The organism is Bradyrhizobium sp. AC87j1 (assembly GCF_002936975.1).
Lineage (GTDB): Bacteria > Pseudomonadota > Alphaproteobacteria > Rhizobiales > Xanthobacteraceae > Bradyrhizobium > Bradyrhizobium shewense.
In genome coordinates this window covers 1-15,017 of sequence record NZ_PTFE01000146.1, presented here as the reverse complement: position 1 = coordinate 15,017, position 15,017 = coordinate 1, and the positions used below count along the sequence as shown (strand labels likewise).

14 protein-coding genes and 1 pseudogene are annotated in these 15,017 nt (G+C 65.2%); 5 read left to right on the top strand and 10 right to left on the bottom strand.

Going from position 1 to position 15,017, the window contains the following annotated elements; translation table 11 throughout:
• A pseudogene (locus CV770_RS43685) lies at nucleotides 1–112 on the bottom strand (sulfur globule protein precursor); the annotation flags it as partial.
• Nucleotides 113–426: 314 nt separating this feature from the next.
• Between CV770_RS43685 and ndk the strand changes: the two are divergent.
• Nucleotides 427–849 (top strand): nucleoside-diphosphate kinase, encoded by a 423-nt coding sequence (gene ndk / locus CV770_RS38165; RefSeq protein ID WP_018317541.1) that lies wholly within the window; start codon nucleotides 427–429, stop codon nucleotides 847–849.
• A gap of 41 nt (nucleotides 850–890) precedes the next feature.
• Nucleotides 891–1,751, top strand: coding sequence for a TerC family protein (locus tag CV770_RS38160; RefSeq protein WP_091955017.1), 861 nt, complete (start codon nucleotides 891–893; stop codon nucleotides 1,749–1,751).
• Between the two features lie 6 nt (nucleotides 1,752–1,757).
• Here CV770_RS38160 and CV770_RS38155 read toward each other — a convergent pair whose 3' ends face one another.
• Genes CV770_RS38155 through CV770_RS38145 form a run of 3 tightly spaced genes read right to left on the bottom strand, consistent with a single transcriptional unit; the run spans nucleotide 1,758 to nucleotide 6,256 of the window.
• Complete coding sequence (locus CV770_RS38155; protein ID WP_104465992.1) at nucleotides 1,758–2,069, bottom strand: DUF3240 family protein; 312 nt, start codon at nucleotides 2,067–2,069, stop codon at nucleotides 1,758–1,760.
• On the bottom strand, nucleotides 2,066–5,143 hold the full coding sequence (locus tag CV770_RS38150) for an efflux RND transporter permease subunit (RefSeq protein WP_104465991.1): 3,078 nt from the start codon (nucleotides 5,141–5,143) through the stop codon (nucleotides 2,066–2,068). Before CV770_RS38150 ends, CV770_RS38155 begins: the two co-directional genes overlap by 4 nt.
• Entirely contained in the window at nucleotides 5,144–6,256 is a 1,113-nt protein-coding gene (locus tag CV770_RS38145) for an efflux RND transporter periplasmic adaptor subunit (RefSeq protein ID WP_502693638.1), read from the bottom strand.
• Nucleotides 6,257–6,490: 234 nt separating this feature from the next.
• Between CV770_RS38145 and CV770_RS38140 the strand changes: the two genes are divergently transcribed.
• The gene (locus tag CV770_RS38140) at nucleotides 6,491–6,964 is read left to right on the top strand and encodes a hypothetical protein (RefSeq protein ID WP_146101437.1); all 474 of its coding nucleotides are present in this window, start codon (nucleotides 6,491–6,493) and stop codon (nucleotides 6,962–6,964) included.
• 106 nt (nucleotides 6,965–7,070) lie between these two features.
• Here CV770_RS38140 and ppx read toward each other — a convergent pair whose 3' ends face one another.
• The 4 genes from ppx to CV770_RS38120 form a co-directional block, all read right to left on the bottom strand.
• Nucleotides 7,071–8,573 (bottom strand): exopolyphosphatase, encoded by a 1,503-nt coding sequence (ppx, locus tag CV770_RS38135; RefSeq protein WP_104465994.1) that lies wholly within the window; start codon nucleotides 8,571–8,573, stop codon nucleotides 7,071–7,073.
• 15 nt (nucleotides 8,574–8,588) lie between these two features.
• Nucleotides 8,589–10,781 (bottom strand): RNA degradosome polyphosphate kinase, encoded by a 2,193-nt coding sequence (locus CV770_RS38130; RefSeq protein ID WP_201760215.1) that lies wholly within the window; start codon nucleotides 10,779–10,781, stop codon nucleotides 8,589–8,591.
• A 148-nt stretch (nucleotides 10,782–10,929) separates the two neighbouring features.
• A complete protein-coding gene (locus CV770_RS38125) occupies nucleotides 10,930–11,607 on the bottom strand; it encodes a P-loop NTPase family protein (protein ID WP_104465988.1) in 678 nt (225 codons plus the stop codon).
• A 109-nt stretch (nucleotides 11,608–11,716) separates the two neighbouring features.
• Nucleotides 11,717–12,259: a CDP-alcohol phosphatidyltransferase family protein gene (locus tag CV770_RS38120; protein WP_025035876.1), complete on the bottom strand. Its 543-nt coding sequence runs from the start codon at nucleotides 12,257–12,259 to the stop codon at nucleotides 11,717–11,719.
• A gap of 157 nt (nucleotides 12,260–12,416) precedes the next feature.
• Here CV770_RS38120 and purM point away from each other — a divergent pair, with 157 nt between their 5' ends.
• Entirely contained in the window at nucleotides 12,417–13,490 is a 1,074-nt protein-coding gene (gene purM / locus CV770_RS38115) for a phosphoribosylformylglycinamidine cyclo-ligase (RefSeq protein WP_104465987.1), read from the top strand.
• A gap of 14 nt (nucleotides 13,491–13,504) precedes the next feature.
• Nucleotides 13,505–14,158 carry a phosphoribosylglycinamide formyltransferase gene (purN, locus tag CV770_RS38110; RefSeq protein ID WP_201760214.1) on the top strand — a complete coding sequence of 218 codons (654 nt, stop codon included), beginning with the start codon at nucleotides 13,505–13,507 and terminating at the stop codon, nucleotides 14,156–14,158.
• Nucleotides 14,159–14,249: 91 nt separating this feature from the next.
• On the opposite strand, the gene CV770_RS38105 is transcribed toward purN, so the two are convergent.
• Together CV770_RS38105 and CV770_RS43975 are read right to left on the bottom strand one after the other, a co-directional pair.
• A complete protein-coding gene (locus tag CV770_RS38105) occupies nucleotides 14,250–14,456 on the bottom strand; it encodes a cold-shock protein (RefSeq protein WP_007591938.1) in 207 nt (68 codons plus the stop codon).
• Nucleotides 14,457–14,471: 15 nt separating this feature from the next.
• Nucleotides 14,472–15,017: hypothetical protein (locus CV770_RS43975; RefSeq protein WP_201760213.1), on the bottom strand; the 546-nt coding region annotated here is incomplete at its 5' end.

Here is a 15,017-nt window from a genome sequence, read left to right as displayed (position 1 = left end):
CTCCGTGCCAGCCCGGGCCGCCACCATGCCAGTGGGCGGAAGCCGAGGTCGGCGCCAGCGCGGCACCCAGCGCAACCGCAGCGACAGCGGCAAGCGAAAGTTTCCTCAACATGGTGATCTCCTCAATACTGCCGGCGCGGGGCTATCGCGTCCGATGGAAAGGCCGCCGAAACGGTCCGCCCAGTGATCGGGCTTCGGTTTCGATGGGGCCAACCCTACGCAGGCAAGGCTGAACCGAATCCTGACAGGGGCTTCAGATTGGGTTCATCTGGGTGAAATTGTCGTAATCCAGATTGAAACCGCAGGGTCCGGTCCTGCGGCGAAGCGCCTGTGACGTCATACCGGCGATCGCTTGCCGGATGGCAAAGGCGCCGATATAAGCCCGGCAACTCGACAACCACCGCTTTTCTTCCCAAGGACAAGATTATGGCCATCGAACGCACTTTCTCGATCATCAAGCCCGACGCGACCGCGCGTAATCTGACCGGCGCCGTCAACGCCGTGATCGAAAAGGCGGGCCTGCGCATCGTCGCGCAGAAGCGCATCCGCATGACCAAGGAACAGGCCGAGACCTTCTATGCCGTCCACAAGGCGCGGCCGTTCTTCGGCGAGCTCGTCGAGTTCATGACCTCCGGCCCGGTCGTCGTCCAGGTGCTGGAAGCCGAGAACGCCATCGCCAAGTACCGCGACGCGATGGGCGCGACTGACCCGTCGAAGGCCGCCGACGGCACCATCCGCAAGCTCTACGCCAAGTCGATCGGCGAGAATTCCGCGCACGGCTCGGATGCGCCGGAGACTGCCGCGATCGAGATCGCGCAGTTCTTCTCGGGCAACGAGATCGTCGGCTGATCCATCGGCTGATAAGTTAAATCGACGGGGAAGGACGTATTGTGAGCTGGCTCTGGCAGATCTTCGATCCCGCGACGATCGGGGCATTCTTCACCCAGTTTCGCAACGAGATGGCCGAACCGACCTTCTGGATTGCGGTCGGCAAGATCATCTGGATCAACATCCTTTTGTCCGGTGACAACGCGCTGGTGATCGCGCTCGCCTGCCGCGGCCTCTCGCCGCGACACCGCCTGTGGGGCATGATCTTCGGTGCCGGCGCCGCAGTGCTGCTGCGGATCATCTTCACCGGCATCGTCGCAACCCTGATGGAGCTGCCGTACCTCAAGCTGATCGGCGGTCTCGCCCTGATCGTGATCGCGGCCAAGCTCCTCGTGCCGGAGCATGACGAGGACGACGACGTCGACGCTGCCTCGCATCTGTGGCAGGCCATCCAGATCGTCGTGGTCGCCGACATCGTCATGTCGCTTGACAACGTCATTGCGGTCGCAGCCGCCGCCAATGGCAGCGTGCCGCTCCTGATCCTCGGCCTTGCCATCAGCGTGCCGCTGATCGTCGCCGGTGCGGCGCTGATCATGGCGCTGCTCGAAAAGCTGCCGGTGCTGGTCTGGGCGGGTGCTGCGCTGCTCGGCTGGATCGCGGGCGAGGTGATGGCGACCGATCCCGGTGTCGCGCCGAAGCTGCACACGCTGTTCGACGGCCCGTTCGGCGCCTCGCTGGACAGCATGCTCGGCGCCTTGCGCATCCCGCCGCAATTCGGCCATGGCGGAGCCGGCGGCGAATATTTCTGCGCAGCTCTCGGCGTCGTCGTCGTGCTGGTGGTCGGCACCATCTGGCGCCGCCGCAAGCTGACTGCCGCCGCACTGGAATCGTCCGAGCGGCACGCCAGGGCGTCGGCGGAGTAGGCCCGCTCAGTCGATCGTGCCGAGTTCCGTCACGGGTATCGTCCAGTAGACCAGCTTGGTTCCGGCGAACGAAACCCGCAGACGGTGGAGCAAGCGGCCGGCATCTGTCCCTGCGAGCACCACCTGCACGACGGCCTGATCGGCGTGGCCCTTCACGCGTTCGGCGGCCGTATGCAAACGGATCTCAGTGCCGTGACCGGCTCCGTGCGATGCCGTGAATCCCGAAACCAGGTCGGTCTGCTCAGTGAGATAGTCGAACACCTCCTCGCGGAGGAGATGCGGCACAATCAGCGTCAGACAGACCGGCTGCTCGATCATTTAGCCACCTTCGACGATCCGCCATAGCGGCGATACAGAATCGGCAGGAGAATCAGGGTGAGCAGGGTGGAGGACAGCAGTCCTCCGATTACGACGATTGCGAGCGGTCGCTGTACTTCGGAACCCGGGCCGGAGGCGAACAGCAGCGGGATCAAGCCCAGCGCCGTGATGCTCGCGGTCATCAGCACGGGGCGAAGCCTGCGCATGGCGCCTTCGACGACGATGCGATCCTCGGCAAGGCCGTGGGCGCGGAGCTGATTGAAGTAGGAGACCAGCACGACGCCGTTGAGCACGGCGATGCCGAGCAGCGCGATGAATCCGACCGAAGCCGGCACCGATAGATACTCGCCCGTCACGACCAGCGCGAAGACGCCCCCGATCAGGGCAAACGGGATGTTGACGAGCACCAGCAGGGCCTGGCGGATGGCACCGAATGTTGTGAAGAGCAGCACGAAGATCAGGCCGATCGCGACGGGGACCACGACGGATAGGCGCGCGGCGGCGCGTTGCTGGTTCTCGAACTGCCCGCCCCAGGTCAGCCGGTAACCGTTGGGCAGCGGGAGTTCGGTCGCCACCTTCCGGCGGGCCGCTTCGACGAAGCCGACCATGTCGCGACCGCGGATGTTGGCGCGCACCACGCTCATGCGGGCGCCGTCCTCGCGGTCGATCTTCACCGGGCCGTCCACGCGCTGGATGCGGGCGACCTGCGACAGCGCGACGTGCCGTCCGGAGGCGAGCGTGAGCGGCAGGCTCGCCAGCAGCGTCGGCGCTTCCCGCGTCGTCTCGCTGCCCCTGATGAGGATCGGCGTGCGGCGTCCGTCCTCGAGCGCGGTCCCGATGGTCCGGCCCTCGATCTGCGTCCGCAGCGAGTTGACGATGGAATCCACCGTCAGGCCGAGGCGGCCGGCCTCCATGCGGTTGACCGCAACCGTGTAGTATTGAGCGCCTTCGTTCAGCGTGGTGTAGACGTCCTCGGCACCGTCGATGCTGGACAGGATCGCCGACAGCTTTGCCGCGGTTTCGTTCAGCTTGGCGATGTCGGGGCCGAAGATCTTGACGGCGACGTCACCGCGCACGCCGCTGATCATCTCCTGCACGCGCATGTCGATGGGCTGGGTGAAGCTGAGCGAGATGCCGGGGAAGCCGGTGAGGACCTCGCGAAGCTTCTGCAGCAGGGCCTCGCGATTGTCGGTCGCGCGCTCGGCGGCCGGCTTGAGCACGAGGAACGTGTCGGTCTGGTTGGGGCCCATGGGGTCGAGGCCAAGCTCGTCCGACCCGGTTCGCGCGACGATGCCGGCAATATCAGGCACGGCCAGAAGCGCGGTCTGCAGCCTTGCATTCATCGCTAGCGACTCGTCGAGGTTGACGGACGGAAGCGTCTCCACGCTGACGATGACGTCGCCTTCATCCATGGTCGGCATGAAGGTCTTGCCGAGCTTGGTATAGGCGAAGCCCGCCGCGACGAGGCCGATCAGCGCCGCAGCCATCACCTTGCGCTCGTTGTTGAGGGCCCAGTCCAGTGCCGGCGCGTAGATCCGTTGGGCCGCACGCACCAGCAGGGGATCGCGATGTGACGCGGACTTGAGCACGAAGGAGATTGCGACCGGGATCACGGTGAGCGCCAGCAGGAGCGAGCCGGCCAGCGCGAAAATGATGGCCAGCGCGACCGGGATGAACAGCTTGCCCTCCAACCCCTGCAGCGTCAGCAACGGGACGAACACGATGATGATGATGAGCACGCCCGAGGCGACCGGCTCCAGGACTTCGCAGACCGAACGGTAAACCAGGTGGATCAGCGGAGTGGCCTTGCCCGGCTCGTGCTTGCTGAGGTTGCCGACGATGTTCTCAACCACGACGACCAGCGCGTCGATCAGCATGCCGATCGCGATCGCAAGTCCGCCGAGGCTCATCAGATTGGCCGACATTCCCACCACGCGCATGACGATCAAGGCGATGACGATGGCGAGCGGCAGGCTGAGCGCGATCACCAGCGAGGCCCGCCAGTTGCCGAGGAAAAGCAGCAGAAGGACGATGACGAGGGCGGTGGCCTCGCCGAGGGCCCGCACCACGGTGCCGACGGCGCGGTTGACCAGGCGGCTGCGGTCATAGAACACGTTGATCGACACACTCTTCGGCAGCGAGGGTTGCAGTTCCGCGAGCCGAGCACGCACGTCACGGATCAGCTGACCCGCGTTGGCGCCGCGCAAGCCGAGGACCAGTCCCTCGACGGTTTCGCCGCGGCCGTCCGCCGTGACGGCGCCATAGCGGGTCAGCGTCCCGACTTTGACGCTCGCGACGTCGTTGACCAGGATCGGCACGCCCTCGCGGGTGTCGACGACGATGGCCTTGATGTCCTCGATCGAGCGGATGCTGCCTTCGATCCGCACTAGGGCGCTGTCCTCGCCTTGGTTCACCCGCCCGGCGCCGTCGTTGCGGCTGTTGGCTTCGATGGCCCGGCGAAACACATCGTAGGTGATGCCGCGCGCGGCCAGCGCATCGTTGCGCGGCACGATCTCGAAGGCGCGGACATAGCCGCCGAGCGCATTGACGTCCGCGACGCCGGGGACGGTCCGCACGGCCGGGCGGATCACCCAATCGAGCAGGGTGCGGCGTTCCGCGAGCGACAGCTCGGGACTGTCGATCGTGAACATGAACATCTCGCCGAGAGGGCTCGTGATCGGCGCCAGACCGCCGCTCACCCCATCGGGGAAATCGCGCGAGATGTTCGACAGCCGCTCCGAGACCTGGTTGCGCGCCCAGTAGATGTCGGTGCCGTCCTCGAAATCGACGGTGATGTCTGCCAGCGCGTATTTCGTGGTCGAACGAAGCACCTTCTTGTTCGGCAATCCGAGCAGTTCGAGCTCGACGGGAACGGTGATGCGCTGCTCGACCTCTTCGGGAGTGAGGCCCGCCGCCTTCATGATGACCTTGACCTGAACCGGCGAAACGTCAGGAAAGGCATCGATCGGTAGGCCGGGCAGGAGGACAGCGCCGGCGCCGATCACCAGCAGCACGCCGCCGAGCATGACGAACAGTCGCTGCGACAGTGCGAACGCAACCAGACGCCGGAGCATTTACTGCCCCAGTCCGGAGAGGATGCCGCGAAGCGCCGAGATGCCGCCGATCGCGATCTCATCCCGGTCCGAGACGGCGCCCGCTACGACCACATGGTCCTGATCTTCCGCAAGCAGCTTGACCGGCACCAGCCGGAAGCCGCCGTCAAAGGCGACGAAGACCGACGTTTGCTCGCCCCGCCGGACCAGCCCGCTGTAAGGGATCTCCCAGGCGCTTTCGCCGGTCGAGAGAAATCCGATGCGGGCCGCGGTAGTCTGGCCGGGATGCAGCTCGCCGTCGTTGGGGACTTCCGCGCGAACCAGAATAGTCTGGGTGGCAGGATCGATGGTCTCTGAGACCAACACGACCCTGCCCGGGGTGGAATAGCCCTCGATCTCGACTTTCGCGCCGGTACGGATCGCTCGAATATTGGCGGCAGGGACCGCGATTTCCGCCCATAGCGGCGAGAGCCGCGCCAACTTGACGAGCGGTGCGGATTGTTCGAGCCGCTGCCCTGGTGAGACCGCGAGCTCGACCACGGACGCGGCTTGCGGTGCATTGACCGTGAGCGTCCCGCTGATCGCCGCTTGCTGGGCCAGCCGGGAGATTGCATCGTCGGACATCCCGCTCAGGTGCAGCATCTGACGCCGTTCGGCGACGACGAGGGCGGCCTGGCGCGCTTCGGCCTGGCTGGCCTCGAGCACGCGTTGCGGCACGGCCTTGCCTTCGAACAGATCCACGTTGCGATTGAGCTGCTGGCTGGCGAGGTGCTCCTGCGCGATCGCGTGCAGATAGTCGCGTTGCTGGGAGACGAAGCTCGGACTCTCCAGTGTGACCAGCGGCTGGCCGGCCATGGCGCGGTCACCGCGCCCGACCAGGAGATTGGCGACCATGCCGGCCACCGGCGCGCTGACGACCCACAATTGCTGCGTCGGGATGACGATCTGGACGGGATAGGGCAGCGTCAGATCGGTCCGGCTCGCGACCGGATGGGTGACGCGGACGCCGAGATTGCGCGCCTGCGCATCGCTGAGCTTCACTTCGTCCTGCGCATTCGGCGCGCAGGGCCAAAGACTCAATACAAGCGCTAGGAGAGCACGGGCAGTCGCGCTCCGAGCGTGGGAAAATCCCATGGGGCAGTTGCATGGCGGAAGTCGTCCGGAGCGCAGCATTTGTACCTCGCTAACGCCGGCGCGACGGTGGCGGGTTGATGTGCATCAAGCGTGCTTGGCCTGCGCAGGATATTTTTGCATGAGGCGCGACGGAGATGGCATCGATCCGGCTGTGGGCCGAGGTGGGCTCCGGGTGGTTTGCTTATCGCGGGGCGCAACAGCCAATGCTGTTCTGAACTACGCAGGAGCAAAGTCGTGAAATTGAGCAGACTCTTGTGCACACTGCTGAGCAGTGTCATTGCGGCGCTTGCTCTCGTGCAGCCCGCGCTTTCCCACAGTGGAACGGCGCAGGATCCTTGGAGCCCCGCGCACATTGACATGCTCCCGGACGAAATCCGCGCAGAGGTGCAGATATGGAACGCTGCGTGCGGGGGCTCGATAGCGGCCGCCCAACATTTTGCGCTCTATCTGACCGTGCCAGGCGCCGAGTTCGTGGCCCTTCACTTCGACGATTTTCAATGCCGCAGCAGAGCCGTTCTTTGCAATTCCGCGGGATGTCTTCACGAAGTGTATGTCGCGAGGGCCGGCCGATACCGCCGCGTGCTCACGGTGCGCACCTATGACATCCGACTGTCATCCGTCAACAACCAGGCCTTCGTCGAGCTCCTCGACCGCAACGGAACCAGCCGGAAGCTGCGCTGGAATGGCAGCCGATTCGTCGCGAAGTAGATGTCGGTGCAGATGCCTGTCGCTTGCACTAGTCTCGTTGCGCTTTAGTTTATTGTTAGAGCATGATCTTTTCGGAAAACCGCTGCGCACTTTTTCGGATCATGCGCTAGCGCCGCACGATCGAGCCGGCGCGGCTGACCAGGCGGGCGAGTGCGCGGAAGCGGCTGCCGACGCGGTCGGCAACGAGGTCGCCGAGGCGGTGCTCGAACACCAGCATCAGCTTGCGGCCCTGGCTGCGTAAATGCGTGGCCGGCAGGACGCCCGGACGTGCCGCCGAGATCAGGTGCGCGACGCGGAACGCAGCGCCCAAGAGGCGCGCGCGTTCGAGCTGCGCCGGCGTCAGCAGCTCCTGCATGGTGACCGGCGGCTGGTTTTCCTCGCTCAGGCCCGCATAGCGATAGAACACCGACAGGCCGACGAAGGCACGCTCGGTGTGGGTGATCGCGCCGAAATTGCCGTTGACGACGAGGCTCAGCGTCTGCTCGCCGCGGTGATCGGGATGCACGCGCCAGCCGATATCGGACAGCAGGCACGCGGTGTGGCGCAAGCGGCGGTCCTCCTCGCTCTCGCGCAGCTTTACCACGCGCGCGAGGCGGTCGGTCCAGGCGATCAGCTCGTGGGCGTGCTTGGCCGAGCGCGACAGCAGCTGGTTGAGCTCTTCCGCGGCGCAGATCAGGCCGTCCTTGTTGCGTTCCGGCTCCGACAGCTTCTCGTGCAGCAGGCCCTCGCGCACACCGAAGGTCGAGAACACGATCGTCTTCGGCTTCGCCACCCGGATGATGTGCTCGAGCACCAGCGCCGCATAGGTGAGGAGAGGGCGGCGGGCATCGGCGACGCTCTCGATGTCGGCGAGCATGTCCGCTGCCGCAAGACGACGCAGACGACGCGAGAAATCGAGCGCCTCGGCGGCCGAAATCGAATAACCGTGCATCACCTGGAGCGGATAGCCGCTCTGGATGATGTGAATGCGCGCGAGCGCGCGCCAGGTGCCGCCGACGGCGTAGAAGGTGCGGCCGCGGCCCGCGGTGAGCTGCGGCACCTCGTCGAGCTCCTCGCGCACGATGCGGTCGGCGCGCTTGAGCGATTTATGCGCGAGGTCCTGCAGCGCGAGCCCACCCAGCGGCAGCGTCACGCCGCTGCGCACGCTGTTCCTGCGCACGTCGATCAATTCCAGCGAGCCGCCGCCGAGGTCGCCGACGATGCCGTCGGGATGATGGATGCCGGAGATCACGCCGAGCGCCGACAGCCGCGCCTCGCGCGGGCCCGACAGGATCTCGATCTTCACGGCGCAGATGCGCTCGGCCTTCGCGATGAAGTCGGGGCCGTTGGAGGCGTCGCGGCAGGCCGCGGTCGCGATCGCGAACACGCGCCCGACCTGCATCACGCGGCACAATGCGCGAAAGCGCCTCAGCGAGGTCAGCGCCTTGTCGACGGCATCAGGCGCGAGCAGGCCGGTGCTCTGCACCTCGCGTCCGAGGCCGCACAGCGTCTTCTCGTTGAAGATCGGAATGAGGCTCCGCGTCAGTCCCTCGTAGACGACGAGACGGACCGAGTTGGAACCGATATCGATGACCGCGACGCTCGAGCCGCGCTTGCGCGGCCGCTTCACGTCGAACATCCCGGATCAGGATTGATGGCGTTCGTTCCGGCGCGTGAGACGACGCGGCGAGGATTCCTTGAGCGACTTTCCACGGCCAGACAGACTCGGATTTGTCATGAAGTAGTTGTGGACGTTGAAAGGCTCCTCGCCCTTCGCGGTCTTCATACGCGTTGAGGACCCGTCCGGCAACAATTGCCAGCTTTGCTCATTGTCCTTGAGATTCGCGACCATGATCTGTTCGAGAACCTGCTGATGCACCGTCGGATTTTGCAGCGGACACAGCACCTCGACGCGGCGGTCGAGGTTGCGCGGCATCATGTCGGCTGAGGAGATATACACAGCCGCTTTGGCGCTCGGCAGGCCCTGGCCCATGCCGAAGCAGTAGATTCGGCCGTGTTCCAGGAAGCGTCCGATGATCGACTTGACGCGGATGTTCTCGGACAGGCCGGGAATGCCGGGGCGCAGGCAACAGATACCGCGCACCACGAGCTCGACCTGCACGCCGGCCTGGGAGGCCTCGTAGAGCGCGTCGATGATGTCGGGGTCGACCAGCGCATTCATCTTCATCCAGACCGCGCCGTGGCGGCCGTGGCGCGCATGCGCGGTCTCGCCCTGGATGTGCTCGATGATGCGCTTGCGCAAGGTCAGCGGCGACACTGCCATCTTTTCCAGATCGCTCGGCGCGGCATAGCCGGTGATGAAATTGAACACGCGCGCGGCGTCGCGGCCGATGGTCGGATCCGAGGTGAAGTAGGAGAGGTCGGTGTAGATGCGCGCGGTGACCGGGTGATAATTGCCGGTGCCGGTATGGACGTAAGTCGTGAGGCTGCCGCCCTCGCGGCGCACCACCATCGAGAGTTTTGCGTGCGTCTTCAGTTCGAGGAAACCGTATACGACCTGCACGCCGGCGCGTTCGAGATCGCGTGCCCAGCGGATGTTGGCTTCCTCGTCGAAGCGCGCCTTCAGCTCGATCAACGCCGTGACGGATTTGCCGGCCTCGGCGGCTTCCGCCAGCGCGCGCACGATCGGCGAGTTGTTGGAGGTGCGGTAGAGCGTCTGCTTGATCGCGACGACATCGGGGTCGCGCGTGGCCTGCTGCAGGAACTGCACCACCACGTCGAAGGATTCGTAGGGGTGATGGACCACGAGGTCCTTCTGCCGGATCGCGGCGAAGATGTCGCCGCCATGCTCGCGCACGCGCTCGGGGTGGCGCGGTACGTAAGGGGTGAATTCGAGGTCGGGCCGGTCGAGGCGGGTGAGCTGCGAGAGCTCGTTCATCGCCTGCACACCGTCGACCAGGAACACCTCGTCGTCAGCGGCCGACAGCGCGTGCTGCACGAAGCTGCGCAGCTGCTCCGGCATCTTGGCATCGATCTCGAGCCGGATCACCGACCCGCGGCGGCGGCGCTTCAGCGCGGTCTCGAACAGGCGGACAAGGTCTTCCGCCTCTTCCTCGATTTCGAGCTCGGAGTCGCGGATGATGCGGAAGGCGCCTTGGCCGTGCAGATTGTAGCCGGGGAACAGGCGGTTGATGAACAGGGCGGTCGCCTGCTCCAGCGAAATCAGCCGGACCACCTTGCCGTCGGCCGGCAGGCGGATGAAGCGGTCGATCTTGCCGGGCATGCGGATCAGCGCGTTCATCTGCTTGCCGTCGGCGGCGCGCGTGAGCTGGAGCGCAATGGTGAAGCCGAGGCTCGGGATGAACGGGAAGGGGTGGGCCGGGTCGATCGCCAGCGGCGTCAGCAGCGGGAACACGTTGCTGAGGAAGTAGTCCTCGATCCAGGTCCGTTCCGCCTTGGTGACATCCTTGCCCTCGACCAGCACGATGCCGACATCGGCCAGCGTGCCGCGCAAATCGCGCCAGATCGCCTGCTGGTCGGAGGCGAGTTCGGAGACGGTGCGGTTGATCAGCGCGAGCTGCTCGGATGGCGTGAGGCCGTCGGGGCTGCGTTCGGCAATGCCCTCGCGCACCTGGGCCTTGATGCCGGCGACGCGGACCATGAAGAACTCGTCGAGATTATTCGCCGAAATCGACAGGAATCGCACCCGCTCCAGCATGGGGTGGCTGGGATTGACCGATTCCTCCAGGACGCGGCGGTTGAAATGCAGCCAGGAGAGCTCGCGGTTGATGAATCGCTCGGGACTCGATGCGATCGCCGGCAGGCTCTCGGTCTCTGGGGCTTTTTCTTTAGTTTCAACAGCTTGCGCAGAGTCCATCAGAAGTCGGTCCATCCAGTTCGCCCCAATTTGCGACTTGCGGCGCAAAACCGGCCGGAGCATGTGTTAGAGCGATGACGTTTCGATGACATTGATGTTCCGCCGCTCCGCCGCGTCAAGCGGGCTTCGCGTGGTCTGGAGGCGCAGGTTAGGCGTCCCGCAACAACTCGGCGGCCAAGGCCCGGGTGACTGGGCGGCCAAGCCGCAGGGCTTCGCTGTCGAGCAATTCCACGGCCTGGCGGGCGGCGGCCGAGGACCGCTCCAGGCGGGTGGCGAGGTAGCCGACCACGCTCTCGTCCACGGTGAGCTGGCGGTCGGCGCAGAATTTGACGATCAGGCCGCGGAACAGCTGGTCGTCGGGCGGTAGCAACGCGACCACCGGAACGGCGCGCAGACGCGAGCGCAGGTCGCGAAGCTCGATCTCCAGCGAGGCCGGCACCTCGCGTCCGGTGAACAGGACGTAGGCGCCATCCTCGCGGGCGAGGTTCATCAGGTGGAAGAGGGCGCGTTCGTCAAATTCCCTGGCCTTGAGATCCTCGACCACCAGCGCGCCGGTGGCGAGCGTGCCCGGAACGCACGCGGCGGTCAGCGCATTGGCCGTGGTCGAGCGGGCGCCGGCCTCCTCGGCCCAGATTGCGGCGAGATGGCTCTTGCCGCTTCCTTCCGGGCCGGCCAGCCACATGATCCGGTTCGGCCATTCCGGCCAGCTGTCGATCAGGCCGAGACCGGCCGCATTGGCGGGGCCTTCGAGGAAATTGTCCCGGCTGAGGCTCTCCGCATGCGGAAGCGAAAACGCCAATTGTCGGGGGTGAACGCGGCCTGGCACGCTTGTTTTGCTCCATGCCGGCGCGCCGGCGTCATTTGAAGAGGTCGGACGTATCGAGCGGGAGTTGGCCTTACGGGGCCGCATCGCCTCTCATTTGGCCTCGATCGTGCTACTTGGCCTCGATCGTACTCATGTGCCGCAGCCACTCGACCAGATAGAGCGACACGGAGGAGAGCGTGAAGACCGTGACGAGGCCCATCAGGATGATATCATAAGGGGCCGGCTTGAAGCCGAAGGCAAGCGCCGCTAGCACGAGGGCCGCGAACGCCACCTGTGCCACGGTGTTGAGCTTGGACACTTTCGACGGCTTCATCTCGACGGGCCGGTCGAACAGCCAGGACACGATCACGGCGGCGACGATCATGATGTCGCGCGAGACCACCAGGATCACGATCCAGCGCGGAATTGCGCCCCAGATGCCGAGCGCCATGTAGATCGAGACCAGCAGCGCCTTGTCCGCGAGCGGGTCGAGCAGGGCGCCGAGCTCGCTCGTCATGTTGAAGCGCTTGGCCAGGAAGCCGTCGACGGCGTCGCTGATACCAGCGATCAGGAAGACGGCGAACGCCACCTCCATTTGGCTCGACACGATGGCCCAGACGATGATCGGGACCAGCATGATGCGGCCCAGGGTAATGATATTCGGAATACTCACGAAAGCGCTTCCCGGCACCCGGTCTGACCTCGAATCCGGCCTCTCGGGAGGCTGAACCGGTTGATATCTCTACATAGTATACGGCGGTGCGCCATGCGAGCCATTGCGCGTCCCCGGAATTCGACGTAACCAGCCGCGAACCCACTGGAAATCGGGCATGACCGACCGCAAAAACGGCCTCACTTACGCCGATTCAGGCGTCGATATCGATGCGGGCAATCGCCTGGTCGACCTGATCAAGCCGATGGTGCGCGCCACCGCACGGCCGGGCGCCGACGCCGAGATCGGCGGTTTCGGCGGCCTGTTCGACCTCAAGGCGGCCGGTTTCAAGGATCCGGTCCTCGTGGCCGCGACCGACGGCGTCGGCACCAAGGTCAAGATCGCGATCGAGACCGGGCTGCATGGCGGGATCGGCATCGACCTCGTGGCCATGAGCGTCAACGACCTCGTGGTGCAGGGCGCCGAGCCGCTGTTCTTCCTGGACTATTTCGCCTGCGGCAAGCTCGATCCGGAGGCGACGGCCTCGATCGTCGCAGGCGTCGCGGAGGGCTGCCGCGAATCCGGCTGCGCCCTGATCGGTGGCGAGACCGCCGAGATGCCCGGCCTGTACAAGGACGGCGATTACGATCTCGGCGGCTTTGCCGTCGGTGCTGCGGAGCGGGGCACGCTGCTGCCGCGCAAGGATATCGCCGCGGGCGACGCCGTGATCGGCCTTGCCTCGTCGGGGGTGCATTCCAACGGCTTCTCGCTGGTGCGTAAGATCGTGGAACAATCGGGCCTCGGCTTCGAGGCGCCGGCGCCTTTTTCTCCCGTTATGACCCTTGGCGGCGCGCTGCTGACGCCGACGAAGCTCTACGTTAAATCCTGCCTGCGCGCGATCCGCGAGACCGGCGCGGTGAAGGGGCTTGCCCACATCACCGGCGGCGGCTTCACCGACAACATTCCGCGCGTGCTGCCGAAGGATCTGGGTGTGGGCATCGACCTGGCCCGCCTGCCGGTGTTGCCGGTGTTCAAATGGCTGGCGGCGCAGGCCGGCATCGCCGAGCTGGAAATGCTGCGCACGTTCAACTGCGGCATCGGCATGATCGCGATCGTCGAGCTCGACAAGGTCGACGAGGTCATGCAGGTCTTCACCGATGCCGGCGAGACCGTGGCGCAGCTCGGCACCGTGATCCCGGCCGAGGGCGAGCACCGCGTCGTCTACAACGGCCATCTCGACATGGCGCTCTGATGACTGGCGCTGTGATGAAGCGCCGCGTCGCCATCCTGATCTCCGGCCGCGGCTCCAACATGTCCGCGCTGATCAGGGCCGCCACTGCTGCGGATTTCCCGGCCGAGATCTCGCTCGTCATTTCGAACAAGGCCGATGCGCTCGGCCTCGAACGGGCCAAGGCAAGCGGCGTGAACACGCTGGTGATCGAGAGCAAGCCGTTCGGCAAGGACCGCGCCGGCTTCGAAAAGGTGCTGCAGGCGGCGCTCGACCAGCACGGTATCGAGCTGATTTGTCTGGGCGGCTTCATGCGCCTGTTCACGGCCGAGTTCACCAGGGCCTGGTACGGGCGGATGCTCAATATCCATCCCTCGCTGCTGCCGTCCTTCCCCGGCCTCGATCCGCACGGCCAGGCCTTGCGCGCCGGCGTCAAGCTGTCCGGTGCGACGGTGCACTTCGTGATCCCCGAGACCGACGCCGGCCCGATCGTAATGCAGGGCGCGGTTCCCGTCGGCGATCACGACACGGGGGATACGCTGTCGGAGCGCATCCTCGAGGTCGAGCACCGCATCTATCCCGAAGCGCTGCGGCTGCTCGCCACCGGCAAGGTCCGGATCGAGGGTGATGTCTGCAAGACGGCGGGAAGCTCCGCGTCGGAGAATTTCCTGGTGGCGCCAGTGGTGAGCTGACGCGCATTTCTGCGATGGGCGTCCCAAAACAAAATCCCCCGGCAGAGCCGGGGGCAACGTCATGATCTCTCGCGCTTGGCTTTGAGAGAATTCAGGAGACCTTGAGGTTCTCCGCGGATGCTTTGCCGCGGTTCTCCACGAGGTCGTATTCAACCACCTGGTTCTCGTTGAGGGTTGAGAGTCCGGCACGCTCGACGGCGGAGATGTGGACGAACACGTCCTTGTCGCTGCCGTTCGGCTTGATGAACCCGTAGCCCTTGGTCGGGTTGAACCATTTGACGGTGCCCTTTTGCGGCATCCTCAGTCTCCTCCACTAGATATAAAAAAGACGCGGCCGCTTTTCGCGTGCCACGCCACAAACGGGCTTCCGGGAGTCTGTTCGAGTCTTGAATCTCAATGTCGCGAAACGCACAGCAGAGCGGCCAATTCCGATTGTGTCCAACATTGCAACATGAAAATCGCCCGTTAGCAAGCCGCGCGTAAATTTCAAGGGCGGGCGGATTGTGCCGTTCTGCAATTTCCGACCTGTGGCCGCGGAACCACAATCGAGGGCAATAGCCCCTGTCTCAGCACTGCAACCGATTGACGCTACGTGGCAGTTCAGCACAAATCGCCGCATGCGGCTGCGCGTCGTGTTGCATTTTTGCGCGCCGCCATTTGCTTCGGGATTTGTCGTCATGTGCTGCACATCGCAGCCCTCCGGGACACGGCAGACGATCGGGCTGGACCGCGTCCGCAGGGTCGCGGCAGCGATCGCGACGGCGTTTGCGATCGTCGTGATGATGTCGGCCCCGTCGCCAGTCTTCGCGCAAAGCCCGACGCCTACGCCGACCCCGACCCCGACGCCCACGCCGTCGCC

Bases quoted from the DNA above. Each gene is read 5' to 3' on its own strand.
- ndk (WP_018317541.1), top strand. From the start codon at position 427: ATGGCCATCGAACGCACTTTCTCGATCATCAAGCCCGACGCGACCGCG.
- CV770_RS38155 (WP_104465992.1), bottom strand. From the start codon at position 2,069: ATGATCGAGCAGCCGGTCTGTCTGACGCTGATTGTGCCGCATCTCCTC.
- CV770_RS38150 (WP_104465991.1), bottom strand. From the start codon at position 5,143: ATGCTCCGGCGTCTGGTTGCGTTCGCACTGTCGCAGCGACTGTTCGTC.
- CV770_RS38145 (WP_502693638.1), bottom strand. From the start codon at position 6,256: ATGGGATTTTCCCACGCTCGGAGCGCGACTGCCCGTGCTCTCCTAGCG.
- CV770_RS38130 (WP_201760215.1), bottom strand. From the start codon at position 10,781: ATGGACTCTGCGCAAGCTGTTGAAACTAAAGAAAAAGCCCCAGAGACC.
- purM (WP_104465987.1), top strand. From the start codon at position 12,417: ATGACCGACCGCAAAAACGGCCTCACTTACGCCGATTCAGGCGTCGAT.
- purN (WP_201760214.1), top strand. From the start codon at position 13,505: ATGAAGCGCCGCGTCGCCATCCTGATCTCCGGCCGCGGCTCCAACATG.
- CV770_RS38105 (WP_007591938.1), bottom strand. From the start codon at position 14,456: ATGCCGCAAAAGGGCACCGTCAAATGGTTCAACCCGACCAAGGGCTAC.